Consider the following 26,482-nt stretch of genomic DNA (forward strand, 5'->3'; position numbering starts at 1 on the left):
ACCTCTCCTTTTTCCGTTAAAATGCTCTAAAATTAGTATAACACTACTTACAGATTTCTCAAAGAATAACCAAACGAAAAATAAAAACAGCTGCTATCAAAAGTGATTGACACTTTAAAAATAACAGCTGATTCCATTAAACTATTTCGTTAATTGAGCATCCTTTTGTGTTTCAATAAAATCAAACACTTGTTGACCAGCAATACTGCCATCGCCGACTGCCGTCGTGATTTGACGCAAGCCTTTTTCACGAACATCGCCAACCGCGTAAACACCAGGAATTGAAGTTTCCATCTGCTCATTGGTTAAAATCCAGCCAGCATCATTCGTGATACCGCTGGCTTTGAATGGTTCTGTCAACGGATCTAAACCAACATAGATAAAGACACCGCCAGCAGCTTCTTCTGTCACTTCATCCGTTTTTACGTTTCTGATTTGCACGCCAGTCACGACCATCTCATTGCCTTTGATTTCTTCAACAACAGAATCCCAAATAAAAGAGATTTTCTCGTTGGCAAATGCGCGGTCTTGAATGATTTTTTGTGCTCGTAATTCGTCACGACGGTGAACGATCGTTACTTCGGAAGCAAATTGTGTTAAGTAGATAGCTTCTTCGACTGCCGAGTCGCCTCCGCCAACAACAATCAAGCGTTTGTTACGGAAAAAGGCACCGTCACAAACCGCACAGTATGAAACACCGCGTCCCGCGAATTCTTCTTCGCCTTTGACGCCTAACTTTCTATGTACGCATCCTGTGGCAATGATGATTGTTTTCCCTTGATAAGTTTTGTCTTCGGTGGCAACTTCTTTGAATTCACCTTGATCCGTGATGCTCTGAACAATCCCATAGGCATTTTCAACACCAAATTTAATGGCACCTTCATACATTTTAAATGCTAATTCAGGGCCTAGGATTGATTCGTATCCTGGGTAGTTTTCAACTTCAGCCGTATTGTTCATTTGACCGCCAGGTGCGCCTCGTTCAATCATTAGTACTGATAAATTCGATCTTGACGCATAAAGCGCTGCTGTCATCCCCGCAGGGCCTGAGCCGATGATAATTACATCATACATATATTTCCCTCCAATTTGGACTACCCATACTTTACTTTCAAAAGCAAATTCTTTCAACTCATCTGCTTACAAAAAATAATAAGATATTCCTGCTTTTACTTTTGAAAATTACATTGACTTTCTTTTCAATTTTTGTAAAATTTTCACGATACGTCTATTATATAGAAAATAAGGAGTCCTTACAATTGAATAAGAAAAAACTTTTAGGAAAATCAGACCGTGAACTGCTTTTCCTCAGCTGGCCGATTTTTGTTGAGCTATTTTTGCGGGTCGTTATTGGGAATGTCAACGTTTGGATGATTTCTCATTACTCCGAGCCAGCAGTAGCGGCCGTCAGTGCTGCCAATCAACTATTGAATTTAACGGTCTTTATTTACGGTTTCATCACCGTGGGTACTCAGATCATTATCGCACAATTGATTGGTGCGAAAAAACGCGACCAGATACCGAAAGTCATCAATACCGCTCTTTTTGGCTCATTGTTCATCGGGATTTTGATCAGCTTAATGTTCCTTTTCGGCTCAACCTATCTCCTTCGTTTCATGGGATTGGATGCTGAATTAGTTGCTTTAGGTCATGGGTACTTACAAGTGTATGGGGGAAGTCTGTTCCTTTCATCGATCACGGCGGTCATAATTGCTGTCATGCGTAGCCACAGTTTCACAAAACCTGCGTTATTGGTGCCGATGTTTGCTAGTATCCTAGCCGTCATTGGGAATTACTTTGTCTTATATAGCCCCTTTGGTTTACCGAATTTTGGTGTGACCGGATTGGCATTTTCTAGCGTCTTTGGTAATTCGATTGGTTTAATAATTGCCGCAATGTTGCTGAAGAAGCATGTGAATTTTTCTGTTTTATCTGCCCGTTTCTCGAATGTCTCTTGGGGTGTGATGAAAAACATTTTGACTTACGGATTGCCTTCTTCTGGCGAGTCTCTTTCCTATCAAGGAGCGCAAGTCGTAGTGACGATGATCGTGGCTCAACTTGGTGCCAGCGTCTTGATTGCAAAATCTTACGTAACAGCTATCACCCAATTTGTTTATTTGATTGCCTCCGCATTGAGTCAAGGGAATCAAATCATGATTGGCCGCAATGTCGGTGCTGGAGAATACGATCGCGCGCATCAGCGAGGCATGCGCACGATGGTGATCGGGATCATTGCCTCGGTAACGATCTGTTTATTGACTTACTTGTTTATTGAGCCAATCATGGGAATCTTTACCACCAACGCGGAAGTGATCGAGATTGCCAAAGGTGTCTTTTTGGTAGAGATCGTTTTAGAAACGGCGCGTGCAGTCAATATGATCCTTGTGGGTTCCTTAAATGCAAGTGGCGATGTGAAGTTCCCATTGATCTGTAGTCTAGTTGTTCTATGGGTCATCAGCTTACCGTTTTCCTATTCACTGGCGATCGTCTTTAAATTCGGCTTGATCGGCGTTTGGATCGCTTATGCCATTGACGAAGCATTGCGCAGCGTCTTAATGATTTATCGTTGGCACTCCGGTGTATGGAAAACTAAATCTGTCGTTCATCCACAAGAAACAGAACCCGAAGTATTGCCAGAAGCATAATTAAAGTCCAGCGGTCTCGGTGACTGCTGGACTTTTTTGTTTTCCATAAAAAATAAAATGCGCCAAGAAGTTTGCTTGGTTTTTTTGAAGACTTTGCTCTATACTTGTCTCAGAAGCTATCGACTACGATTTACATTAAAAGGAGCGTTTGCTATGTCAATCTATGACTACCAAGCAACATTGGAAAATGGCGAAACTTATTCGCTAGCAAAATACGAAGGTCAACCGCTAGTGATCGTCAATACAGCTACGAAGTGTGGTTTGAGCCCGCAGTTCAAAGAATTACAAGGTCTTTATGAAACTTATAAAGACCAAGGATTGGTCGTTTTAGGGTTTCCTTCTGATCAGTTCAAACAAGAAGTCGGGTCAGCCGAAGAAGCCGCAGCCGCTTGCCGAACCACCTATGGTGTCGACTTTCCGATGCACAAGTTAACAGTGATCAATGGAAAAGACGCGGATCCCTTGTTTCGCTATTTGGAAGAAGAAGCACCTGGCACGCTAGGAAAAGCCATTAAATGGAATTTCACGAAATTCTTGGTGGATCGCCAAGGTAAAGTCGTTGAGCGTTTCGCTCCCCAGACAAATCCTCAAAAAATGATTCCAGAAATTGAAAAAGTTCTTTAAAAAACAGAGAAAGGCGATTTTGAGGACAAAACATGTCATCCTTAAGGTCACCTTTTTGTGATTGCTACAACATAAACATTATACAACAATCACATTGGCGCTTGTCAAAATATCTGAATGTCTATTTCTTCTTAAAGAAACCATTCGTTACAAAGATTTCAAAAAGACTTTAAAAAAACTGCAGTTGATCCCCTTTGATTTCTCAACGGGATCAACTGCAGCTTCTTTTGATTAGTTATTCGATAAATCTTCACCATTTGAAGCAATCACTTGTTTGTACCAATCAAATGATTTTTTCTTTGTTCGTTTCAAGGTGCCGTTTCCTTCATTGTCACGGTCCACATAAATGAAACCATAGCGTTTTTTCATTTCACCTGTTCCAGCTGAAACTAAATCGATACAACCCCAAGTCGTGTAACCCAATAAGTCGACACCATCTTGTTCAACCGCATCTTTCATTGCTTGGATATGCTCTGCCAAATATTGGATGCGGTAATCATCTTCCACATAGCCATCTGCATCTGGTGTATCCACAGCGCCTAGACCATTTTCAACGATAAACAATGGTTTTTGGTAACGGTCATAAATGTCATTCATTGTAATCCGCAAACCAAGTGGATCAATTTGCCAACCCCACTCACTTGCTTCCAAGTATGGGTTTTTCACAGAGGCAAAAATATTGCCAGCCGTTTGTTCTAACAATTCAGCGTCCGTTGTTGATACGCGTGAAGAATAGTAAGAGAAAGAAATAAAGTCTACGGTGTGAGCTTTCAACAGCTCAAGGTCGCCTTCTTCCATTTTGATTTCGATCCCATTGCGTTCCATTTCTTTCAGCGCATATTGTGGATATTCCCCACGTGATTGAACATCAATAAAGAAATAGTTTTCGCGATCTGCTTTGCGTGATTCCCAGACATCTTCTGGTTTGCTTGTATATGGATAGTACGCGCCAGCAGCCAGCATACAACCTACTTTGTTTTCAGGATCAACTTCGTGAGCGATTTTCGTTGCGATTGCGGATGCCAACAACTCGTGATGAGCCGCTTGATATTTCACTTGCTCAACGTTATCGCCTTCTTCAAAATAAAGTCCCGCTCCCATAAATGGCGCATGTAGAATCATGTTGATTTCGTTGAAGGTCAACCAGTATTTTACTAATCCTTTGTAGCGGTTGAAAATCACGTTACACAAGTTTTCATAGAATCCGACTAATTCACGAGAACGCCATGCTCCGTATTTTTCAACTAAATGCATTGGGCAATCAAAGTGAGTGATCGTTACTAATGGTTCGATCCCATATTTGTGGCATTCTTTGAAAAGATCTTCATAGAACTTCAAGCCGTCTTCATTTGGTTCTGTTTCATCCCCTTTAGGGAAAATCCGACTCCAAGCGATCGACAAACGGTAGGTTTTAAAGCCCATTTCGCCAAATAGCGCGATGTCTTCTTTGTAGCGATGATACATATCGATCGCTTCTTTTGCTGGGTAGAAATGTTCGTCATCAAAATCGAACATTTTCATTTGACCAGTAATGACTGGAAAACGATCTTTGCCGATCGGTACCACGTCAACGTTTGCCAAGCCGCGTCCTCCTTCTTGGTAGCCTCCTTCACATTGATTGGCAGCTGTTGCGCCGCCCCATAAAAAGTCTTTTCTAAATGCCATGTTTCTTTCCTACTTTCTCTTTATTTAACTAGTTCGCGATCAAGTTCGCGGGCTACTTCATCTTGTACTTCTACGCCTTCTTTTTCAAGACGTGCGATCGTTTCCTTAAATTTAGGCAAGTGATCTTTGTGGGCAATAAACAGTTCGTCCATGACACGTTTTGCCGTATCACCTGATGGAACCAATGGGTTGATGGTGAAGGCTTGTAATGCGATATTGTAATCCCCAGTCACTGCTGCTTCGATCGTTAATAATTCCATTGCTTTCATTACCTGTAACCAACCTTTTTCAGCTGTCGGTAACTCACCAAAGGCAACATTTCTAGCACCTTGTCCGCCAACGTAAGCTGTTACTTCAACTACACAATCGGCAGGAAGATCTGGAACGGCGCCTTCATTTTTTGTTGAAACAACGATTTGGGTATTTTTATTGGCATAAATGGAAGCAATCGTTTCACACGCTGCATCTGAGTAATACGCACCACCACGTTTTTGCAGCTGTTCAGGTTTATGATCCAATTCAGGGTCTTTGTACAACTCAAACAATTCGGCTTCGGTTTGTTTCACTTGCTGTGCACGGGTCCCAACAGTCTTGTATTCTTCGATCGCATGATTCAGCATTTCTTCTTGACGATAGTAGTAACGATGATAACCGCAAGGGATCATCTTCATTTGTTCTAGCTGTTCTTTGTAAAATGGAATATCAAAGATATTCTTCGGTAAGCCATTGTCTTCTTCATACATTTTATCAATAATATCCATCGTTACATCGTTGCCGTGTGAATCAGCAACTTTGTGCCAATGGAAGTGGTTCAATCCTGCAAATTTGTAGATCAATTCGTCCGGTTCTTTACCGATCAAGGCTGGCTCAATCATGGTTGCCATGACTGGCACATTACACAACCCGATCACTTTGTCCCATTTTCCGTAACGCACGATTGCTTCAGTCACCATGCCGCTTGGATTCGCAAAATTGATCAACCAAGCATCCGGACATAAACGTTTCATGTCTTCAACAATTTCAAGAATGATTGGAACCGTACGAAACGCTTTGAACATTCCGCCAGGGCCGTTGGTTTCTTGACCAATCATGCCATAATAAGCAGGAATTCGTTCATCTTTAATGCGGGCATTCAGCAACCCTACTCGAAATTGGGTCGTAACGAAATCAGCATCTTTTAGCGCTTCTTCTCGATCCAATGTCATGTGGATTTTTACATCGTAGGGTGACGCATCCCACATCCGTTGTGCCATCGCACCAACGATTGCTAATTTTTCTTTTCCTGCTTCGATATCTACTAGCCAAATTTCACGAATCGGCAATTCTTCATAGCGTTTGATAAAGCCTTCCATTAACTCCGGGGTATAGCTGCTGCCGCCACCAATGGTTGCAATTTTAATTCCTTTTGTCATTGTATTGCTCCTTTGCTATTTTATTTACATTCTTATTATCATTCATAAAAACATTTGATTCAATGTAAATAGCATATTTAGAAAAAGCGTTTGCAAATCTCGCTTCTTCTTGCAGATGTTTTGTAAAAAAGATTTACAAAGAGCATCAAATAAGGAATAATTAGGATGTAAACGATTCGCTAGGTACTGAATAAAAACGAATTTTTGTAAAAACCATTTACAAATAATCATAAAAAAATGTAAAAAGGAGCATATATACCATGTTGTTACAAGAAAAAATGCGCCAAATCAAACTAGCACCAGCGGAACGATCGTTGATCGATTATTTATTAGCCAACCCGACTGCGATGGCGGATCAAACCATTAAGGAATTGTCAGAAAAGACCTACGTTCATCCTTCTACTTTTATTCGGATTGCTAAAAAATTAGGCTTCAATGGTTGGCTCGACTTAAAAACGGCCTTTGTGGAAGAGCAAACTTATATGAGCAGCCATTTTACAGATGTAGATGCGAACTTCCCTTTTTCCTCCCATGACGGCATTATGACCATCGCCAAAAAGTTGGCAAAGCTTGAACAAACAACGATTGAAGATACGCTTTCCTTGATCCATCATGATGAATTACAAAAAGCGAAACAATCGTTGCTCAACGCCAACCATATCAAGATCTTCGCCAGTAATGCCAATACCTTGATTTCTCAAGACTTTGTTTTGAAGATGCGGCGTTTAGGAAAAAACATTCACGTCTGCGACACCTTCGGCGAGAGTGCTTACGAGGCATCTAACTGTACCTCCGATACGACCGCGATCTTGATTTCTTACACCGGTGAAAACAAAATGGTCAAAGAAATCGGTAAGATCCTTGCCGAGCGGCAGGTTTCCATCATTGGCATGACGAGTATCGGGGAGAACTCCTTGGCGAAATTAAGTAATTGTGTTTTGAATATCACGACAAGAGAACGGCTCTACTCAAAGATCGCCAACTTTACGATCAATACGTCCGTTTGCTACTTGCTGGATTTGTTGTACGCAGTCGTCTTTTCGGAGCATTATGAAAAAAACTTGCAGCATTTGATCGATATTGGCATGGCTTATGACAAGCGCCCTACATCATCGACGATAATCGCTGAGCCAACCTACGATAAAAATCTTCATTATAAAGACTCACTGTTTCCCAATTAAATGACTGACAAAAAGCGATCGCTTCACATGGGCGATCGCTTTTAACCTTACGTAGAACTTGTTAGAAAGTTTTTGGCTAAACTAAAGCCGTGATCAAATCATCGGAACAGCCTACCTCACGTTTGTCTGACTCGATGATATCCAAATAATCGGCGGAGTTGGTGACTAACACTGGGGTCTCAATATTAAATCCAGCTTTGATCAATGCATCCTTATCAAAGGTGATCAATTTTTGTCCGCGAGTCACCGTGTCTCCTTGCTTCACATGGGCTTCAAAGTATTCACCGTTTAATTGAACAGTATCTAAACCAATATGGATCAAAAGCTCTAAGCCGTTCTCAGAGATCAACCCAATGGCATGTTTGGTTGGGAACAAGGTCATTACTGTTCCGTCAAAAGGAGCCACAACTTCGCCTTTTGAGGGATGGATCAAGATGCCTTTTCCTAGAATCCCTTGTGCGAAGGCTTCATCTTTTGCACTGCTTAGTGGTGCGATCGTTCCTTCAACAGGGGAAGTGATTACTTCTTTCCGAACAGTCATCGCTGGTTGTCCTTCTGCGATTTCTTCTTCCACCGCATCATCTTTCCAGAAAGCCATCGTCAAACCAAAACCAATCGCTGCAGCGATCAAGATCCCGATGACCGAGAACCACATGCCACTGGCATCGCCTTCTGGAGTGATATAGTTAAAGATTCCAAAGACGCCTAAACCACCAGAGGTATAGCTCGTTGTGCCATTGATCATTAAGAAGGCACCTGCGACCGCCCCACCAATCATTGAGAAGAAAAACGGCATTTTTTTCGGTAACGTGATCCCATAAATTGCTGGTTCTGTTACACCAAAAAGTCCTGAGATAATGGCTGGTGGACATAGAGCTTTTAGTTTTTTGTCTTTAAGTTTAAAGTACATAGCCATCACTACCGCTGTTTGGGCAAAGCTGGCACCAAATGATGCTACCAAAATTTGACTGTAGCCGAGCTGTGTCACTTGCATAATGTGTAGTGGCACAACTGACCAATGCAAGCCGAAAATAACCAAGACTTGCCAGAAGAAGCCTAATAACAAACCATAAATCGCTGGAGAGAAGTCCATCAATGCTTCAAATCCTGAGCTTAAAAGATCCGTCAACATACTGATCACAGGTCCAATCACCAAAAAGCCAATTGGCAATGCAATCAATAAAACCAAGAAAGGCACTAAAAATGTTTGGACAACAGACGGAATGATTTTCTTCGCCAATTTTTGAACTTGTGCAGCGAATGCGATGATAAAGATTACTGGAACCACACTACTAGTATATGTCGCACCAACCCACGGAATCCCTAAGAAGGTTTCATACGCTGGCAAGCCTAATAAGCTATAAGGTGCAGCAGCTCCCTCGCCAGCTCCGGCAACAAATGCCGCTTGCAAGGCTGATCCTTGAATCGTCGGATAGCAAAGCGCCGACCCGATCACGATTCCCACCATTGGATTTAAGCGGAATTTTTTTGCTGACGTATACCCTAAAATCACCGGCATAAACATGAAGATCGAATCACCAATCGCATTGAACATCACATAGGTACCAGTCGTTGTTGTATAATCGATCAAACCTGTTGTACCAATAAAAAGCAACAGTGCGTTTAGTCCTTTGATCATCCCAGCCGCACACAAAGCACCTAAGAAGGGTTGGAAGCAGCCGCTCAAAATATCGATCAAACGATCAAACAAGTTGCCACCTGAGGCTGTTTCTTCAGCATCACCACTGATTCCTGCAACATCGATCACTTCTGCATAGACATCTGGCACATGGTTTCCGATAACCACCTGGTATTGACCGCCACTCTTCATGACCGTCACGACACCTTCCATGTTCTTTAAGACTTCATCATTTGCGACGCCTTCATCCTTTAATTTAAAACGCAGGCGTGTGATACAATGCGTCAAGCTATTGATGTTCTCTTTCCCACCGACATTTGCGACAATTTTTTCTGCTAATTCACGATATTTACCCATTTTTGATTCCTCCAATTTTTTTGTATTGAAGGTTTAGCCAACTGAATGTCACTATCCAAAATGTTTCGTCTTTGATATGCTGCTTCTTAACTAGCGGTCCTAAAAATACGTTTTAATAAAAATCATTGCCAAAAAATTATTCTTTCTTCTATATCTTGCACTGAGTAAAACTCCTTCTCCTTTCTTCTTTATTTCAATCAACGATTTTTTTGCACAAGTCTGGCAATATGAATCGTTAAATACAAACTTTCGTCACTGGACATTTGATACTGATATTGATTTTCTAATAGTTCAGCGATTTTTTGTACGCATTGATACGCATTTCGGTACTTCACTTTGACCATAGCCAAAAGATCTTCATCGGTTTCATCCGTATGAGGGGTATGGTTTTGCATTCTTGAGACAAAAAATTTCAAATGCGTAGTGAAGCGATAAAAATAAACGGACTCTTCATCAAAGGTGGTTTTGAAAAAATATTTAACAATGTTAATGATGTCTTGCATCGTTTGGGTTAGCTCAGCAATATTGCCTTGGTCACCATTTTCGGTTTGCGCATTGACCAGATGCAGAGCAATAAAGCCAGCTTCATCATCTGGCAGCTGAATCCCGTAATGTTCTTTGATTTTTTCTACTGTTTTGCAGCCTATTTGGTACTCATCGGGGAAAAAACGCTTGATATCCCACAATAAGACATTTTTGACCGTCATTCCTTTTTTCGATCGTTCAATGGCACAGTGCATATGATCTGTCAGCGAGATGTAGATGGAATCATTGATGGGGGATGACAATTCTCGCCGAGCATACTCAATGATCTCATTGGATAATTCAAGATATTCCAGTGGTAAGTCAGCAAGCAGCTCTTGAAATTGAGATAAGATCGTCTGATTTTCTAAGCGATATACTTTATCGACCGTTTCTGAAGAAATGTCATCTCCCACTTTTTTCTTAAAGGCAATCCCCCGCCCCATAACAATAATCTCGTTTTGACTTTGATCGGTAGTGATCACAACATTATTGTTTAACACTTTACTGATTTTCATGTCCTACCCCCACTTACTTTATCATTGCGGATATGGTTCATTGCTTGTCTTTATTGTTTAGCCAACAGTCAACACAGAAAAAACCTCATGAAAGCAGCGCAAATACCGCAGCTTCATCAGGTTTAGCTTGTTAAAAATCAACAATCACTATCCATTAGAACCAGTTCTATTATCTTTATCATAGCAAAGGTAGAAAGCGCTGTCAATCGTTGTTCGTTATTTTTATTTTCATCCCTTCCTTCTTTTTTTCGTACAAAAAAACCTTAAAAACGAGAGTCTTTAAGGTTAGCATTACTATCAAAGCTATTAAACTTCACTTGCCTGCAAACGGTACATATCGGCATACAACCCTTTTTGAGCCAAAAGTTCATCATGGGTGCCTCGTTCGACGATCGAGCCTTTATCAAGCACCAAAATCAACTCAGCATCGCGAATGGTAGACAATCGATGGGCGATCGCGATCGTGGTTCGCCCTTGACGCATATTTGCCAAGCCTTCTTGGATCAGTCCTTCTGTTTCAGTATCGATATTGGCAGTCGCCTCATCCAAGACCAGCACTTTCGGATCGGTCACCATCGTTCGGGCAAAGGAAATCAATTGCCGTTGCCCGCTTGAATAACTGGCACCCCGTTCAATCACTTTGGCGTGGTATTTACCAGGTAGTTTTTGAATAAAGGCATCTGCTTGAACAAATTTTGCTGCTGCTTCGATCTGTTCTTCACGAATGTCCTGATTCAATAAGCGGATATTGTCAGCGATGTCCCCATAAAACATGAAAGCATCTTGCAATACGAGTCCAACTTTTTTCCGAAGCTCTTCCATCGTGAAGTCGCGGATATCTTGATCATCGATCAAAATTTGCCCTTCCCCAAATTCGTAAAAACGCATCAACACATTGATGATCGAGCTCTTGCCACTTCCTGTGTGACCGACTAGAGCCACGGTCTCACCTGGATAGGCGATGAAAGAAATATGATTCAATACGTTGTTTTTTCCATCATAGGAAAAACTGACATCGCGAAATTCAATTTTTCCTTTGGTGATGGTTTGACTGGCATCGGAATTTTGCTGCGGCGTATATTCTTCGTTATCCATAATCTTCAAAATCCGGCTGCCGGCTACCATCCCATCAGTAAAGACGCTGAGAAAATCCATCATCTGTGTCATTGGATTAAAGAATCCTTGAATATAGGTCGTAAAGGCGAAAATTAACCCAACTTCAATCGGCGATTCTAAAGCATCAAACCCAAAGAGCGTCAATGACAAGGCGATCGCTAAGGCATACAACAAACTAATGATTGGTGATAGTAGCAGCGCATTCGTGCGGATCATAGCGTATCTGGTTTTCAAATAATCATCGTTGGTCGCTTCGAATTCTTCATTCAGCCGCGCCTCTTGGCGGAATTGTTGAATGATCTGCATACCAGAAATCGATTCATTCAATTTCGTATTCAGCTGACTCAGTTTTTCCCGCATTTGACGATAGATACGAGAGCTGAATTTTTGATAATACCAGATGACTACCATTAGGATTGGCAGAAAAATCAAGTTTAGTAAGGCAATTTTGACGTTGATGCGGAACATGGCGGCAAAAGAAGAAACCACCGCAAAAATTCCTGTCAATACCATCAAGAAGACATACCAAAATTCATACAATGTTTCTGTGTCGTTGCTGACCCGTGAAACGATCGAACCCGCTGGCGTCTGATCGAAATAGCGCATCCCAAGACTATGCAATTTTTCAAATAATTTTGCTCGAATATATTGATAGGTTTTTAAAGAACCCATTGAATAAAGGAACCATTGGAAAAACCAAATCACGGCTTTTACCAACACCCCAAAGAAATACAACGCAGCAAAGAAATAAATGACTTGCTGGGTCGCCGTCTGATTGGTCAAATAATTATCCATAAAGGTTTGAATGATCAAAGGCAACAAGATATTGATGATCGATAGCACAAAAGCAAAAAAGATCGCTGCATAGAAGGTTTTTCGAAACGGTTTGGCAAAAAGAAACATTCGTTTGATGATGTTTTTTTGCTCTTTAAAGGGAATCGATTTGCTCCATTCTGATTCTTGCATTAGGCTTCACTCCCTTCGATTTTGGCTTCTAGTTGCTGTTTGTCCCACATTTTTTTATACCAGCCATTTGCAGCCAATAATTGTTCATGGGTCCCACGTTCACTGATTTTCCCATTGTCGATCACGAGAATTTCTTCTGCATGCTTGACACTGCTTAGGCGGTGGGCAGCAATGATCGTTGTTTTATTCTGACGGAATGTCAGTAATTGTTGTAAAATAGCTTCTTCCGTTTTGGCATCTACTGCTGAAAGGGCGTCATCTAAAATCAATAATTCTGGGTCAGTGATCAAGGCACGGGCAATGGATAAACGCTGTTTTTGTCCGCCGGAAAGAGAAACACCACGTTCCCCCACCATCGTTTCGTACCCTTCAGGAAACTGACTGATATCCTCGTGGATCACTGCTAATCTAGCAGCCGCTTCAACTTCTGCTTGAGAAGCCCGTGGTTGCGCGAAGCGGATATTGTCTCGAATCGTCATGGAAAATAAGAAATGATCTTGCGGAACATAACCGATCGAACCCAAAAGAGCATTCAAAGAGTAATGCTTGCTGTCGATGCCCCCGAAGGTGATCGCCCCATCAAATGAATCATACTCTCGCAACAAGAGCTTCATCAAAGAGGTTTTTCCTGCACCAGTTTTCCCGACCACACCAAGTGTTTGCCCGGCAGGCAAAGTAAAGTGGATGTCTTGCAGGGCAAAATCATCTCCTTGATAGTGAAAATCATTGATTTGAACGTTCACCGTTCCTTGGGCTGGGGCATCGACCGCATCTTTGGCTTCAATGATATGGGTCTTTGCCGCCAACAATTCGGCAACCCGATCATAACTAGCATTGCCTCGTTCCAGCACATTAAACAGACGTCCGATGGCAAACATCGGCCAAACTAACATACCGATATAACTGATGAAGGATACCAATTGACCGATCGAGATGGTACCGTCCATAACATAATTGCCGCCAACGATGATCGTCAGCACATAGGAGATTCCGATGATGATCGTAATAAACGGATCAAACAAGGCATCCAGAAAATTGACTTTGCGGTTTTTGATAATGGCATGGTCGATTTTGGTTTGAAAATCAGCGATGTCCTCTTTTTCCTGTCCAAAAGTTTTGATGACTTTCATCCCAGTAATACTTTCTTGGGCTTTGTCGTTGATGGAAGAAAAGGCTTCTTGCGAGTCACGAAACGCATCATGCAATTTGCTACCAAGAACCCGTGCCATGACTGCTAAGAAAGGCAGCGGCAATAGAGCAATGATCGTTAACCGCCAGTCGATAAAGAGAACCATCGCAATGATGGTTGCCCCTCCCGAGATGAAGGAATCGGCAAAGGTTAAGATCCCCGCCCCTGCCACATTTTGGATGGCATTCAAGTCATTGGTGGCATGGGCCATCAAATCACCTGTCCGATGCTTTTGATAAAACAACTGATCCATCCTTGTAAAATGTGCAAATAGCTGTCTGCGTAACGTTTTTTCTAGCCGAGCGGCACTGCCCCAGATATGCGTTCGCCAGACAAAACGAAACACATATTGAGCGATAGCTGAAGCAATCAAGATCATAACCCAAAAAAAGATCGTCTGCATCGAGATCTCTTTTTCCGCAATTTCATCGATGATGATCCCGATAACTTTGGGAGGGGCCAACTGTACCAAGGCGACTAGGACTAAAGAGCCTACGCCTAACAAATAATGTTTCTTTTCTTGTTTAAAAAACCAACCTAACTTCCTAAATATTGACATAACACTCTCCATTTCTTTGTGACCTGTTGCCTAAATTTTGCGATTTTTCCGAATATTTATTAGATTCAGATTCGATTGCTACCCCGCTATTCACAGAACGTAAATAGAAAAAGCAGCCTGGGGACATTCTATTGGTTTCTGCATTTTGCCGCAATAAAAAGCGAGCTGATAAAATCAGCCCGCTTCTTAGAAAAAAACCTACTTTTGGTTTTTCATTTGCTGCATCATCTGACGAATCTTTTTCTCAGAAGGTTTTTGACCCATTGACATCATCATCGAGCGAAGCATATCCTCATTAACGGGAGGATTTTTCTTTAGATAATCTTGCATATATTTACGCGCCAAAAAGAAGCCGCCGACAGCGCCTAGTAATGCTGCAACAACAGCGATCACGATTACGATTCCTACACTAACCATTTGAAAACTCTCCTTTCTCTTGTACTCTCAATGAATCATTTTACTAGAAAAAAACACAAAAAGAAAGAGTGAAAGCTGGATTTATCCAAAAACTTTCACTCGTTTCCTCAACTTAATGCGACATCTCTTTTATTGAATAACCAATTTGTTAAAAGGTAGATTAAAACACTATAAACAAGGATCCCGATCGCCATTTCCCAATAGCCCAATCCCGGATCAAAGCCAGTCATCTGCATGTCAGGACTATTTAATAAACTCGGTATCTGCTCTTTGATATTCATAAAATTAAACGGGTTCCACTTCAGCCATGGGTATTTTTCTTGCGCAAAAAGCATGATCGAGTTGATGATGCTGCTTCCAAACAACATACCCAAGCCTAAGCCAACCGCCAGGCTTTGAGAGCGAATGACGGCTGAGATAAAGATGGTCAATGCAATATAAAAGACAATCAATAGCAAGTTGGTTCCCGCAAAAACAAGGGCAACGAAAATCGCCGCTAGCCCGTTGTAGCCAGTAGCAGCAAAAGGTGATTCAGCTGCTAAAAATAAATTGGCGGCTGCTAAACTACTGATTAGTAAAACAGCAGTCCCTAAAAGCGCAAATAAAAACGTGTTGATGGCTTTTGCTGCTAAGATTTGGCTTCTGGAAAAAGGCCGAATCAATAAGAACTTGATCGTTCCACGACTGAACTCTTCCGCCACTGAAGAAGCTGCCACAATCACTACAAATAAGTTTAAAAAGGAAGTCATGTCGCTCAAAGAAGCAAACAAATCATTGGCACCAATTTCTGGACTACCTAAGCGTACAACATAGGTCAAGCCAAACGTCATTAAAACCAATAAAAGCAACATGATCCAAGTAGAACGCTTTTTGGTTAATTTGATCCATTCATTTTTAATCAATGTCAGCATGCTTACAAACCTCCTTCTTCGGTCCAAGCCAAGAATGTATCTTCTAGAGAAGATTGCTTTGTCCGTAGTTCTTTCAAGCCGATCCCAGCCGTCACGATCGCTGCAGCGATTGCCGAACGCTGATCTGTTGCTAGAGTGACTTGCAATTCATCTGCAACCTGCAAGACCTCGACCTCAAAGGAAGCTTTTAACAGTGCTTCCGTTTCCGCATTATCATCAGTTTTAATAATCAGTACATTTTTCTCTGCTTTCAACTCTGCCATTGCTACTTGATGAGTGACTTTTCCTTTTTGCACCACGATCAAATGATCGGCAATTTGTTCGATATCGCTTAATTGATGACTGGAAACTAAGACAGAAACGCCTTTTTCTCTCAAAGAAAGAATCATTTCTCGAAACTCCCGCATGCCTTTAGGATCCAGGCCATTCATCGGTTCATCTAAAACTAATAAGTCTGGTTGATGGACCAATGCCTGGGCAACACCTAAACGCTGACGCATCCCTAATGAATAGGTTTTGACTTTTTGATGGATGTGTCCTTCTAAATGTACCTGACGAATAAGAGCTTCTAATTCTGCTGTCGTACTTTTTTTCTTCGCCATGCGCTGATACTGCATCAAATTTTCATAGCCTGTCATATAATTATAAAACTCAGGATTTTCAACGATCGCACCGACTGAGGCAATCGCGGTTTTAAAAGAAGAATCCAGTAAATTCCCCATAATGGCAATCGATCCTGTGTTGTGCTTCATCAACCCAACAATCATCCGAATGATCGTCGTCTTCCCAGCCCCATTAGGCCCTAATAAACCAACGACTTGTCCTTGGTCCACCACAAAGGAAACATCCTCAATGATTCGTTTGGTTCCAATCAATTTGGAAACATTTTGCAGTGCTAATACTTCTGTCAAAGTTACCCCTTCTTCCTAACACCTTTTCTGCAACGATTTTAAATAAAAAACGTTATGATAATATGTATACCATGCCATCTCTGTAAAAAAAAGTCAAGAAGCGAAAAAGGAACGACGATGTTCCTGTTTTTGCTTCTTGACACCTGTGTTTATCAAAGTCGCTTTTCACTTTCGCCTTACTGCCGAAACTTACGAAATTATAAGTTCTGTCTGCTCAGCCAACCCACGCGGCTGATTATTTACATGGTACGATCAAATCGATTGGGCAAAAACGAGCTTTTCAAAAGCTGCCTTGTTCTTGGCACTTCTGATCTGTTTGATCGTTTGTTTAAGTTGTTTCCACTCCTTTGCGCTTGGTTGACCGTTCCAATAAAAGATATAGGGCTGTTCTTCCTCAGAAAATTCTTGATGAATCGGATAATCACTGATGACCAAATCTGGTTTTTGAGTAAGTGAAAGATGCGCCATCGCTCGATGCGTTGCATTCAATAGTCGGTTCTTCATCCAAAGTTCTTGCGTTTTTCCGTATTTCGAATGGATCGAGAAAGTGACTGGCTGTTCATATTTGATAAAAATAACTCTCAATAACATACAGTATTGGAAAATCAATCGGTCATTCTTTTGCAGCAATGCACGCAAATCAGGTAAAGAAACAGTCGCTTCCTCAAAAAATCGTTTCACGGTCGGATAAAGCACTGGGAAAGCCGCTTGTAGCTCTTGCTTGTCGGTCGGTTTACCAAAACTATCACTTTTTTGTCGGGTACCAAAAAGGTTGGAAGCAGAATGGATCATTACGAAATTAACTAGTAAATAGTTTTTTTCAGCATCGGTAAACCTCAGACGAAAACACTGGGCTAGTTGTTCAACAAGTAATACTTCTGGCTGATACTTGGGTTGGGTCAACCACGAGAGTTCCGCCTCGCAAAGATCCTCTTCAAGATAGGTGTTCATTACGCCAAACATAAAATACAAGAAGCTGCATTCAGGCTCCGAGATTTCAGATAGAGAAAGGTGATTGCCGTTGAATAATGGCTTTAAAAAGACCTCAAAAAACTGATTCCTTTCAATCAGTGGATGTTCAAAGGTACTTACTTCCTCTGGTAAAAAAGTGATTGGATGCTTTTGATGAATTCTTTGCAGGGAGATAGCGAATAGATTAAGAAACTTATCGATATCGATTTTTCTCATATAAGAAGCATGAGTTTCAAACAAAGCCATAACGCTTTCTTTATCCTTGATCGATGCCACGACCTGTGAGTGCTTCTCATCGAAAATCTGCCAATAGGTTAAATGATAAAAATAGCGGATTGCGTATTCCTCACCTGTCAAGGGATCTCCTTTCTTCAGACTATAGGACAAATGATAGTTCGCCAAAATGTGATTTAGTTCTTTCAATTTTCGTTGGACCGTTCGGAGACTGCTGAAGGTTTTGAGGCTGAGTTGTTCAAGGGAGTGATAGTCCCCATGAAAGAGTGCATCGAGTAAGATAAACCCAACGGTTCCCTGTAACAATACATTATATGCTTGACTCAATAAAAATCGTGGAGAAAAAGCAATCACCACTTCTTTTTCTTGTTCATCATAAATCAACGTAAACTGAGGATAGCGGGCACAAAACCATTCGACTTGTTGCACGATCGACTGCATTTTATTCGTTCTCCTATTGAAAACATCAGAAAGCTCTTTAATTGTATATTTTGGTTTGTTCGTTTCGTAACAATAACTTAGAAACTGAAAAATTTGTTTTTCTGTGGTATCCAAAAGTGCGTGTAACATGAAAATTCCCTCGCTTGTATGGTCAGCCAAAGCTGTTTTTTGCTTTGAATCTATCACCTTACAAAATTGTAAGCTGTGAATGTTTGGTGATCGTACCACTGTGCCCTCTTTTCTGTCAAATTACTTTTAACAAATTTTCCTTTTGTTATCTGTATATTTTCATAAAAAAAGTCTGACGCCTCAAAACGATCGTCAGACTAATTATGAATTACGGCAAAACAACACGTGATTGTGCATTCTGGGGAAGAAATTTCCAATCGTGGGTTATCAATTTTCTCATGATTTTTGGGTATGTTCGTTACAGCTTCTCATCATAAAATAACTTTCGCTTCAGCCAGTAAAGAAACACAGTCAGAACCACTACTAGACCAAAGAGTAGATAGCGAAGATTGGTAGTTTTGCTGCCGGTTTTCGGTAGTACGGCTGCATTGACCTCCTTGCCACTGCTTATCTCCGTGGGTTGAAGTTGTTCCTTTTTGTCTTGAGAAGATGTTGTCGCTTGGTGCTCTTCTGTACGGACACTAGATGAAACGCTCGCCTGACTTTTCTGGGATTGATTGGCTGGCAATCCTTTGGTTTTCTTTTGTGAATCTGAATGCTTTGACGAAGCAGATTCCTTCTCGGTAGACGTTATGGCTGTTGCTGCGTTTTCTTGACAGCTCTCTGTCTGACTTGGCTCGCTTTTAGTGACTGGTTGGGTGCTGACGGTTTCCGAATCACTGATATCGATAGTGCTTTGTGTGCTTTGGATGTCTTCACTGGTAATTTCAGCCTCAGAAGTCGTTGGACTCGTCGATTGAGACTCGCTAAATTTCGGCTCGATACTACTAGAGGAAGCGCTTGTTGCTACCGTTTCGTTTGAGCTTTTACTTGTCTCAGCTGTCGTACTCTCATTACTGCTTGGCGGCGCGGTTACTTGCCAATGACCGGGCTTCAGGTTTTCAGTTATTGTTGTTTCACCATCATATATAACAACTAAATCAACTTTATCCATACTTTTTATCTCATCAATAGCCATCTCCGCATGGATCCTTAAGTAGTTTTCAACACCTGAAAACCAATCGACTTTCGTTAAAACTGTTTCGCCGATCACTTTTTCACTGTGTCCGTTCCCATCCCAACCATAAGTTAGTAAGACACGAACCTTTTGTGAAGTCAGTGTTTTGTTCGGACGTACCGGAACCGTGATCATTTTCAAGGCTTCGTCATAAATCACTCGGTTCGTTTGTACAGAAAACGACAGATTTCCTCTGGAACGTTCTTTTGCTGAAGTATGATCGAAACCAAACACAAGAATCAATAACCCTATTAGCAGTATTGTGATTAATACACCAACCAGTTTTCTCATTTCCTCACTTCCTAAATGAATATTTCAAGATAACTTGATAAAGAAATTATAATAAAATCTCAGAGAAAACATGCGCCGAAAAAAAAAGGAAAGTGGCCATAAAATGGCATCTTTCCTTTAAATAAGTCTTTATTAATTTTTCTTCCAAGTAATAAAACTGCCTCCAAAATTTCAGTTTCTATCTACCTGATAAATTTACTCCAACCTAACTTCAATGCGCATCCTGCTAAAACCATTCCTATTGCAATCCATAAATGATTAGACACTTCATTCGTTTGAGGAAAGTGCTGTTTTTCTGATTGATTATGCAAATTATTTGTTTTGGATAACTTATTGATCCCAGAGGATGAATTTTCAGGTGACACCGCCCCAGTATTACTAGAACTACTCCTGTTAGTTGATTCGGTGGATTCACTGGTGCTACTGTCGCTACTTGGTTCCGTACTACTACTAGTGCGGCTTTCACTACTTGGTTCCGTGTTACTACTTGTACTGCTTTCACTACTTGGTTCCGTGTTACTACTTGTACTGCTTTCACTACTTGGTTCGGTGGTACTACTTGTACTACTTTCACTACTTGGTTCGGTAGTACTACTAGTGCTGCTTTCACTACTTGGTTCTGTGCTACTGCTGGTGCTGCTTTCACTACTTGGTTCCGTGCTACTACTTGTACTGCTTTCACTACTTGGTTCGGTAGTACTACTAGTACTGCTTCCACTACTTGGTTCTGTGCTACTGCTGGTGCTGCTTTCACTACTTGGTTCGGTAGTACTACTAGTACTGCTTCCACTACTTGGTTCGGTAGTACTACTGGTGCTGCTTTCACTACTTGGTTCCGTGCTGCTGGACTCCCCTGGTTCACCGGTTCCGCCACCACCGCCACCATAGCGTGGCGTATAGCCAGTAATACTGCTTGTTCTTGGCACATCATTGACCACGGCATCAAGGATGCCCCGATTGGTATATTGTTCCAATGAACCATCCGTTTCTGTTTTGTAGGTAATGTAGATCCGTTCCTCCGTATCCCGCAAAGGAATTTCAAAGGAGCCATCACTATTTAAAACGATCGGTACTTGCTCAACATACGTTGGGTTGGAAACGCTGGGGCCGTAAACCACTCGGGCAGTCGTACTGATGAGTGTCTGATGGGGACCTAAAATATCAATAAACGTTCCATCTTTGATCGTCACTTGATTTGTATCAAACGAGTTGATGTACACACGCCAATCAATAATCCGTTTGGGTTCTTGCGTACCTAAATACAGTCCTTGTTTGGTGAGTAAGGCTCCCTCCCCTGTATCATCCACTGCTTGAATAAAAATAGGCACCGATTGCGTTCCATTTACTGTTTCGAAGTTGATGTTGTTGATTTGGTTCTCTGTCACTTCATCGCTGAACTTTGTCCAAAAATAAAAGTCCCCGTGTACATTGGTATTTTGTTCGACAAATTCCGTGAAAACAAAGGTCAGCTGATTGCCAACTTGGGTAACATTGACCACTAAGTTGTTATTTTCATCGTATAAAGCATACGTATTATTGACGCCTTCAATCTCAACTGGCAAGGTGACAGTCGCTTTGTCACCGGCTTTTAAATCTCCTAAATCCTCCAAACTCCAGGTCATATCTATTTTGAAGGAATCATCCTTTTCAATACTTGTGATGACCTCGTTGCGGCTATTAACGATCGATACATTTGTGATCAGGTTGGCACCCACATCGGTTTCCCCATAAACAATCTGGATACCAGCAAATAAAGGAATCAGCAACAGTAAGACTGCAAATGCTTTTCCAAGTCGTGTGATCATTGGTCTCCTCCCTCAAATAAGTGCTTCCCTAAATCCATCGACCGCAGCCTTCACTGTACTCGAAATGAATTTTGCATCTGACAGTTGTCGTGTTCTAACAGTGTCTCTTCGTTTGTTTGACAAAATGAGCGTTACTTAATTTTATCTGCTTTTTAATGATTTGCACAATTAAAAGGCTTCATGGATAGAAATTTAGACAAACTAGCTAATAAAAAGCCAAATCCCAATCAGTACAAACTGAAAGAGATTTGGCTTGAAGAATAAATTACTCTGTAGGATCGGCGATCCTATCAATTTGCTGCAAGTACCGATACTGACAAACAAAGTAAAAAACGATTTGGAAAATCAAAAAGAGACTAACGATCACACCGTAGTATTGCCATACAGGCAATTCTACTAAAATACGCAAAGCGGTCATTGCCACCGCAAAATGGATCATTGCCACGACTGTTGGCAAGAAGTACATCACTTGCAGTTGGCGTCGCAGAACTTTGTGACGCTCCTTCGGCGACACACCTAAGATATGCAAGGAACGGTGGTACGCCCCATCTTTATCTAAATCTGCAAATAAACGGAAATAGATAATTGAAGCGGAGAAAATAAAGAAAACCGAACCCAGTAATACCGTGATCATTAAGATGATGCCATTTCCTTGACGATTTTCTTGGAAAACTTGGTATTTCGAGGTATAAGACGTACGCATCGGAATGTCTTTTGCTGCTTCTGCCCACTCTTCATCCGTATAGTCACCTTTGGCTTCAAACTCCTGACTGAGCTCTTCGTATTGCTGATCGATCAAGGCATTTTCTTTATCTAAAATCCCATTGAAATCAGATACCAATTCAGGTGTTTCAGCCCATTCTGGATAGTCTAACCAAATAAAACCAGATTCCATATCGTCGGTGGATTTTTGCAAGAGGGCTTGCCACTCCTCAAAGGTTTTATCTGTCACAACTGACAGTCCAAAGTAATCCAGAGAAAGCATTGAGGGACTGTGGACAATCGTAACATCTTTTTTTATACCGGTCTCTGATCCCAATTCGATTGGATAGATACTTGTACGTTCGTTCTCAGGGACTTCTAGAAGCTGTTTTCGACGTGAATAATTAGCACTAAGTGTCATTATTTGATTATCTGCAACAGAATCAGCTTCCTCACCAATTTGTTTCATCATTTTCTGATAGTCGCTTTCTCGCATAATTGAAAAGCCATTCGTCGTATAGAATGAATCATTCGTAACTGCAGATTCATCAAGATTCGCATATGCCCATAGTAAGGAAACACTATCCGTTACAGGCGCATACCCTTTTTCTTCTATAGCAGTTTTAATTTCGTTTACTTTTCCCTCGGTATGATTGAGGTCTTCTGGCCCAGACCACGGAAACACATAGGCTACACTGATTCCTTGGATCGAAGAAAAAGAAGAGCTGCCGATTGCCAACATCACGGAAATCCCAACGAATGCCACGGAGGTACTAATAGCGATCAGACTATACATCGCCGCATTGTCTCGCATGCGAAAGATCCATTCGCTGATAGTCAACATCCGAGTGCCCCGTAAGAAGGTCGACCGTTTCTTTAATCGTTTCAACAGAAATACGCTGAACTGATGGAATGACAAAATCGTGCCTGCAACAGTCAACAAGACTCCTAGCATAAGTGGCAGCATTGAGTACGTTTGGTAGCTAAAATAAAAGACCAATCCATAGCCAACTAGCAACAGCACAATTCCTGAAAATGCCAATGCCCAATGACTTTTTGGCTCAGGACGCGGTTTTTCATTTTCCTTGATCAAGGAGATGATCTGCTCTCCTTGCAAAGCCCGAGTACTGAAAAAGGAGATCAAGAGAAAAATAAAAACATAAATCCCAAAGGTCAATCCTAAACCTTCCATAGGAACCATAAATTTCAGTCCTTCTGTTAGATACATGACATTTTGCGCAATCAGCAGCAATAATTTCGTCAATAAAATCCCTAACCCAATACCGGTCACTGTGGCACAGGTTCCTAAAAGGGCATTTTCGACAAACAAAATCTTTCGCAGATCTTTTTCTTCGATCCCCAAAATCAAGTAGATTGCCAGATCACGTTTGCGTCGTTTTAAAAAGACCACAAATGTATACCATAAAAACAACAGCGACAGTAAAGCGATCACCACAAGTGCGACGGATAGACCGACCTTCGCCAATTCTGAAAGTGTACCGCTATTGGACAAATTTTCTTCCAATTGCGGATGAAAGAGCAAAAGACTAAAGATATAAAACACCATCGCCGCAAAGGCGCTACTGACGAAGTAGGCCGCATAGGTTCGAAAATTCCCCCGCAGATTACGAATGATCAACTGTCTGAAATTCATGACGGCGACCTCCTAAATGTGCTAGGACTTCAAGAATTTTTTGATAAAATTGCTGTTGATCAGCCCCGCGATAGACTTCGTTATACAGCTTTCCATCTTTGATGAAAACGACCCGATCAGAAAAGCTGGCAGAATAAGGATCATGGGTGACCATCATGGTGGTGACCTTAAGTTGCTTGTTCATCTGACTTAGTATTTCCATGACATCTCGTGCTGCCTTTGAATCAAGATTGCCCGTCGGTTCATCTGCTAAAAGCAATTCCGGTTGATGGATCAAAGCTCTAGCAATCGCAACTCTCTGCTGCTCTCCACCGGAAAGCTGATAGATGCGTTTGTCTTTTTTCTCATAGATCCCAAGCTCACGTAATAGCTGTTCCGAACGTTCTTTCATCTCAAGAACCGGCACCCGATCCAATGTCAGTGGTAAAATCACATTCTCAAGCACGCTCAATGGCGAAAGTAAATTGTAGTTTTGAAAAACAAAACCTAGTTGCCGACGACGAAACTCCGCGAGTTTTTGCTTAGATAATTCTAGGGGCTGCTCGCCCTTGATGATCACCGAACCTGAAGTCGGTTTATCCAATGTTGCCACCAAATTCAGCATTGTGGTCTTGCCACTGCCAGATGGACCCATAATGCTGATAAATTCTCCTTCTGGCACTTTGAGATCGATTTGCTGTAAAACCTCAACAGACACTTCCCCTGTGTAGGTTTTCGATACATTTTTCAATTCTAGTAAAGCCATCATCTTCACTCCTTTGCTACCAGTTTAGCAGGCGGCACCGCAATCAGTTATCGATTTCATGATAGAAAGCTTACAAAATTGTAAGAAAGCCTTCACCTCCGAAATGTTAGGGTAACCGTCGTGCCTTGATTCTCCATAGAGGCAAGCGACAAATCGATATCTAATTGCGTACTGATCGTTTCAACTAAATAAAGACCGATCCCAGTTGCCTCTCCTGTTTGCCGACCATTCTGACCTGTATAAAAGGGGCGAAAAACCCTTGGCAGATCCGCTTCTGCAATTCCGCACCCTTCATCTGAGATCGTCAATTTTCTAGAAAAAGGATCGATCTCAAAATAGACCTTACTGTCTGGCTTTGAGTACTTGACGGCGTTGCTGATGAGCTGAAAGAGCAAAATACCTAGCCATTTTTTATCTGTTGTCACCGTGATATCTGCTTCACTCATCAGCTTCGGATAGACTTCACTGCGAATGAAATTCCGCTTCTGGTCACCGATACTGTGTTTTAACAATTCCAACAGTGAGGCTGACTCGATAACGAAGTCCTCCGTGAAATCTTCCAAGCGCACAAAATTCAGCGCAGTCGCCAAGCCACTTTTTAAGCGATCTGTTTCAGCCAAAAGATCATAGCTATCGACTTCTTCACTTTCAGCCATTAGCGCCAAAACTGAGACAGGTGTTTTCATTTGATGAACCCAGATATTCATGAAACGAATATGATTTTGATGGTGCTGATCTAGTTCTGTCAGCCGTTCTTGCTCTTGCTGTTCTTGTGCATCGAACTGCTTGCGCCATTGCTTGGAAAGGTAGCCATTGCTTCGGTGAGTCGCTCTTCCATGCTTGATATAATGATAAAATGCAGTATTGGAAAGGTAATCTACCAAATAAACAAGAACAATGAACAGCCCGAATAGAAGCAGACCATAACCAATCACGAGGTAATTTCGATAGCCATCCAACCAAAACACCAAAACGAACAATGAAATGGCTAGGAATGTAACGAGTAGTTTAGGTAAATGAACACTTGCATATGCTCTCATTCTTCTGTACCTACTACCGATAAGGCGTAACCCTTGCCGCGAATCGTTTGGATCGGATCATTGATGCCCATTGCCGCCAATTTTTTTCGCAAACGGCCGACATTGACAGAAAGCGTATTGTCATCAACGAAGCGCTCATCATCCCATAATAGATTTAAAATCCGTTCCCGTTTGACCATCTCTGGGTGTGCCGACATTAACAGGGTCAATAATTCTCCTTCTCGAACAGTCAGCCATTCACTGGCTTCACGATAGACCATCTTCAACGCTTCCGGATAATAGGTCAATTCGCCAGCCTTCAAGCTTCTCGCCCGATCAGACTGTGCATAATCCCCATAGACTCTGCGAATATGGCTCTTCACTTTAGCCAGCAGCAAGTCATAAGAAAAAGGTTTGACCAGATAATCATCAGCACCGTATTCTAATGCCATCACTTGGTCCATATTGCCGTCACGTGCGGAGATGAAGAGAATTGGAACCAATGAATGTTCCCTGATTTTTTGGCACCAATAAAACCCATCATAATAAGGCAGATTGACATCTAACAAAACCAAATCAGGTTGGATCATCAAGAATTCAGCTAAAACCGCAGCGAAATTTTCCGGAACAAAGGTTTGATACGCATAGCGGGATAATTGATTTTCCATCATTTTGACTAACGATTTGTCATCTTCGACCACGAATATTTTCATAGAACCCCTCCTGTTTTCTCTAAAGTTTACCAAAACTACGTGAAAAATACTGCAAAATTCCAGCTTTTTTAAAAAAAGTACACTTATT

20 protein-coding genes are annotated in these 26,482 nt (G+C 41.5%); 3 read left to right on the forward strand and 17 right to left on the reverse strand.

The genetic code is table 11. From position 1 onward, the window contains the following. Nucleotides 1–141: 141 nt before the first annotated feature. Complete coding sequence (trxB, locus tag IGJ74_RS10860; protein ID WP_218192965.1) at nucleotides 142–1,074, reverse strand: thioredoxin-disulfide reductase; 933 nt, start codon at nucleotides 1,072–1,074, stop codon at nucleotides 142–144. A 185-nt stretch (nucleotides 1,075–1,259) separates the two neighbouring features. On the opposite strand from trxB, the gene IGJ74_RS10865 reads away from it, so the two are divergent. Both IGJ74_RS10865 and IGJ74_RS10870 read left to right on the forward strand, forming a co-directional pair. Next, nucleotides 1,260–2,645 carry an MATE family efflux transporter gene (locus tag IGJ74_RS10865; protein ID WP_008378420.1) on the forward strand — a complete coding sequence of 462 codons (1,386 nt, stop codon included), beginning with the start codon at nucleotides 1,260–1,262 and terminating at the stop codon, nucleotides 2,643–2,645. Nucleotides 2,646–2,798: 153 nt separating this feature from the next. Further along, a complete protein-coding gene (locus IGJ74_RS10870) occupies nucleotides 2,799–3,269 on the forward strand; it encodes a glutathione peroxidase (protein ID WP_005235460.1) in 471 nt (156 codons plus the stop codon). A gap of 231 nt (nucleotides 3,270–3,500) precedes the next feature. Here IGJ74_RS10870 and IGJ74_RS10875 read toward each other — a convergent pair whose 3' ends face one another. Beyond that, a complete protein-coding gene (locus tag IGJ74_RS10875) occupies nucleotides 3,501–4,934 on the reverse strand; it encodes a 6-phospho-beta-glucosidase (protein WP_008378424.1) in 1,434 nt (477 codons plus the stop codon). A 20-nt stretch (nucleotides 4,935–4,954) separates the two neighbouring features. Continuing rightward, the gene (locus tag IGJ74_RS10880; RefSeq protein ID WP_008378426.1) at nucleotides 4,955–6,346 is read right to left on the reverse strand and encodes a 6-phospho-beta-glucosidase; all 1,392 of its coding nucleotides are present in this window, start codon (nucleotides 6,344–6,346) and stop codon (nucleotides 4,955–4,957) included. 260 nt (nucleotides 6,347–6,606) lie between these two features. Here IGJ74_RS10880 and IGJ74_RS10885 point away from each other — a divergent pair, with 260 nt between their 5' ends. Then, the gene (locus IGJ74_RS10885; protein WP_005235454.1) at nucleotides 6,607–7,527 is read left to right on the forward strand and encodes a MurR/RpiR family transcriptional regulator; all 921 of its coding nucleotides are present in this window, start codon (nucleotides 6,607–6,609) and stop codon (nucleotides 7,525–7,527) included. 76 nt (nucleotides 7,528–7,603) lie between these two features. Here IGJ74_RS10885 and IGJ74_RS10890 read toward each other — a convergent pair whose 3' ends face one another. The 14 genes from IGJ74_RS10890 to IGJ74_RS10955 form a co-directional block, all read right to left on the reverse strand. Then, nucleotides 7,604–9,523 carry a beta-glucoside-specific PTS transporter subunit IIABC gene (locus IGJ74_RS10890; RefSeq protein WP_005235453.1) on the reverse strand — a complete coding sequence of 640 codons (1,920 nt, stop codon included), beginning with the start codon at nucleotides 9,521–9,523 and terminating at the stop codon, nucleotides 7,604–7,606. 197 nt (nucleotides 9,524–9,720) lie between these two features. After that, nucleotides 9,721–10,563, reverse strand: a complete 843-nt coding sequence (gene licT, locus IGJ74_RS10895; protein WP_005235451.1) for a BglG family transcription antiterminator LicT — start codon at nucleotides 10,561–10,563, stop codon at nucleotides 9,721–9,723. A gap of 306 nt (nucleotides 10,564–10,869) precedes the next feature. Next, on the reverse strand, nucleotides 10,870–12,645 hold the full coding sequence (locus IGJ74_RS10900) for an ABC transporter ATP-binding protein (protein ID WP_005235438.1): 1,776 nt from the start codon (nucleotides 12,643–12,645) through the stop codon (nucleotides 10,870–10,872). Beyond that, nucleotides 12,645–14,393 (reverse strand): ABC transporter transmembrane domain-containing protein, encoded by a 1,749-nt coding sequence (locus tag IGJ74_RS10905; protein ID WP_218192964.1) that lies wholly within the window; start codon nucleotides 14,391–14,393, stop codon nucleotides 12,645–12,647. The genes IGJ74_RS10900 and IGJ74_RS10905 overlap by 1 nt, the downstream gene beginning before the upstream one ends. A 198-nt stretch (nucleotides 14,394–14,591) precedes the next feature. Beyond that, on the reverse strand, nucleotides 14,592–14,810 hold the full coding sequence (locus IGJ74_RS10910) for a YneF family protein (protein WP_005235432.1): 219 nt from the start codon (nucleotides 14,808–14,810) through the stop codon (nucleotides 14,592–14,594). A gap of 107 nt (nucleotides 14,811–14,917) precedes the next feature. Further along, entirely contained in the window at nucleotides 14,918–15,721 is an 804-nt protein-coding gene (locus IGJ74_RS10915) for an ABC transporter permease (RefSeq protein ID WP_005235431.1), read from the reverse strand. Between the two features lie 2 nt (nucleotides 15,722–15,723). Next, the gene (locus IGJ74_RS10920; protein WP_005235429.1) at nucleotides 15,724–16,632 is read right to left on the reverse strand and encodes an ABC transporter ATP-binding protein; all 909 of its coding nucleotides are present in this window, start codon (nucleotides 16,630–16,632) and stop codon (nucleotides 15,724–15,726) included. Nucleotides 16,633–16,884: 252 nt separating this feature from the next. Next, the gene (locus IGJ74_RS10925) at nucleotides 16,885–18,408 is read right to left on the reverse strand and encodes a helix-turn-helix domain-containing protein (RefSeq protein ID WP_082741613.1); all 1,524 of its coding nucleotides are present in this window, start codon (nucleotides 18,406–18,408) and stop codon (nucleotides 16,885–16,887) included. Nucleotides 18,409–18,706: 298 nt separating this feature from the next. Beyond that, complete coding sequence (locus tag IGJ74_RS10930) at nucleotides 18,707–19,756, reverse strand: LPXTG cell wall anchor domain-containing protein (RefSeq protein ID WP_005235425.1); 1,050 nt, start codon at nucleotides 19,754–19,756, stop codon at nucleotides 18,707–18,709. Nucleotides 19,757–19,938: 182 nt separating this feature from the next. Beyond that, complete coding sequence (locus IGJ74_RS10935) at nucleotides 19,939–21,561, reverse strand: Ig-like domain-containing protein (protein ID WP_218192963.1); 1,623 nt, start codon at nucleotides 21,559–21,561, stop codon at nucleotides 19,939–19,941. A gap of 265 nt (nucleotides 21,562–21,826) precedes the next feature. Then, on the reverse strand, nucleotides 21,827–23,917 hold the full coding sequence (locus IGJ74_RS10940; RefSeq protein WP_087663995.1) for an ABC transporter permease: 2,091 nt from the start codon (nucleotides 23,915–23,917) through the stop codon (nucleotides 21,827–21,829). After that, nucleotides 23,889–24,665, reverse strand: a complete 777-nt coding sequence (locus IGJ74_RS10945) for an ABC transporter ATP-binding protein (protein WP_008378452.1) — start codon at nucleotides 24,663–24,665, stop codon at nucleotides 23,889–23,891. Before IGJ74_RS10945 ends, IGJ74_RS10940 begins: the two co-directional genes overlap by 29 nt. A gap of 89 nt (nucleotides 24,666–24,754) precedes the next feature. Next, complete coding sequence (locus tag IGJ74_RS10950) at nucleotides 24,755–25,702, reverse strand: sensor histidine kinase (protein WP_218192962.1); 948 nt, start codon at nucleotides 25,700–25,702, stop codon at nucleotides 24,755–24,757. After that, a complete protein-coding gene (locus IGJ74_RS10955) occupies nucleotides 25,699–26,394 on the reverse strand; it encodes a response regulator transcription factor (RefSeq protein ID WP_005235415.1) in 696 nt (231 codons plus the stop codon). The genes IGJ74_RS10950 and IGJ74_RS10955 overlap by 4 nt, the downstream gene beginning before the upstream one ends. Between the last annotated feature and the right edge of the window lie 88 nt (nucleotides 26,395–26,482).

The sequence above is a fragment of the Enterococcus sp. AZ009 genome, from assembly GCF_050548785.1.
GTDB classification, from domain to species: Bacteria; Bacillota; Bacilli; order Lactobacillales; family Enterococcaceae; genus Enterococcus_D; species Enterococcus_D entomosocium.

Bases quoted from the DNA above. Each gene is read 5' to 3' on its own strand.
- IGJ74_RS10940 (WP_087663995.1), bottom strand. From the start codon at position 23,917: ATGAATTTCAGACAGTTGATCATTCGTAATCTGCGGGGGAATTTTCGA.
- IGJ74_RS10910 (WP_005235432.1), bottom strand. From the start codon at position 14,810: ATGGTTAGTGTAGGAATCGTAATCGTGATCGCTGTTGTTGCAGCATTA.
- IGJ74_RS10915 (WP_005235431.1), bottom strand. From the start codon at position 15,721: ATGCTGACATTGATTAAAAATGAATGGATCAAATTAACCAAAAAGCGT.
- IGJ74_RS10890 (WP_005235453.1), bottom strand. From the start codon at position 9,523: ATGGGTAAATATCGTGAATTAGCAGAAAAAATTGTCGCAAATGTCGGT.
- IGJ74_RS10930 (WP_005235425.1), bottom strand. From the start codon at position 19,756: ATGAGAAAACTGGTTGGTGTATTAATCACAATACTGCTAATAGGGTTA.
- IGJ74_RS10880 (WP_008378426.1), bottom strand. From the start codon at position 6,346: ATGACAAAAGGAATTAAAATTGCAACCATTGGTGGCGGCAGCAGCTAT.
- IGJ74_RS10950 (WP_218192962.1), bottom strand. From the start codon at position 25,702: ATGAGAGCATATGCAAGTGTTCATTTACCTAAACTACTCGTTACATTC.
- IGJ74_RS10925 (WP_082741613.1), bottom strand. From the start codon at position 18,408: ATGTTACACGCACTTTTGGATACCACAGAAAAACAAATTTTTCAGTTT.
- IGJ74_RS10875 (WP_008378424.1), bottom strand. From the start codon at position 4,934: ATGGCATTTAGAAAAGACTTTTTATGGGGCGGCGCAACAGCTGCCAAT.
- IGJ74_RS10870 (WP_005235460.1), top strand. From the start codon at position 2,799: ATGTCAATCTATGACTACCAAGCAACATTGGAAAATGGCGAAACTTAT.
- IGJ74_RS10905 (WP_218192964.1), bottom strand. From the start codon at position 14,393: ATGTCAATATTTAGGAAGTTAGGTTGGTTTTTTAAACAAGAAAAGAAA.
- licT (WP_005235451.1), bottom strand. From the start codon at position 10,563: ATGAAAATCAGTAAAGTGTTAAACAATAATGTTGTGATCACTACCGAT.
- IGJ74_RS10885 (WP_005235454.1), top strand. From the start codon at position 6,607: ATGTTGTTACAAGAAAAAATGCGCCAAATCAAACTAGCACCAGCGGAA.
- IGJ74_RS10935 (WP_218192963.1), bottom strand. From the start codon at position 21,561: ATGATCACACGACTTGGAAAAGCATTTGCAGTCTTACTGTTGCTGATT.
- trxB (WP_218192965.1), bottom strand. From the start codon at position 1,074: ATGTATGATGTAATTATCATCGGCTCAGGCCCTGCGGGGATGACAGCA.
- IGJ74_RS10955 (WP_005235415.1), bottom strand. From the start codon at position 26,394: ATGAAAATATTCGTGGTCGAAGATGACAAATCGTTAGTCAAAATGATG.
- IGJ74_RS10900 (WP_005235438.1), bottom strand. From the start codon at position 12,645: ATGCAAGAATCAGAATGGAGCAAATCGATTCCCTTTAAAGAGCAAAAA.
- IGJ74_RS10945 (WP_008378452.1), bottom strand. From the start codon at position 24,665: ATGATGGCTTTACTAGAATTGAAAAATGTATCGAAAACCTACACAGGG.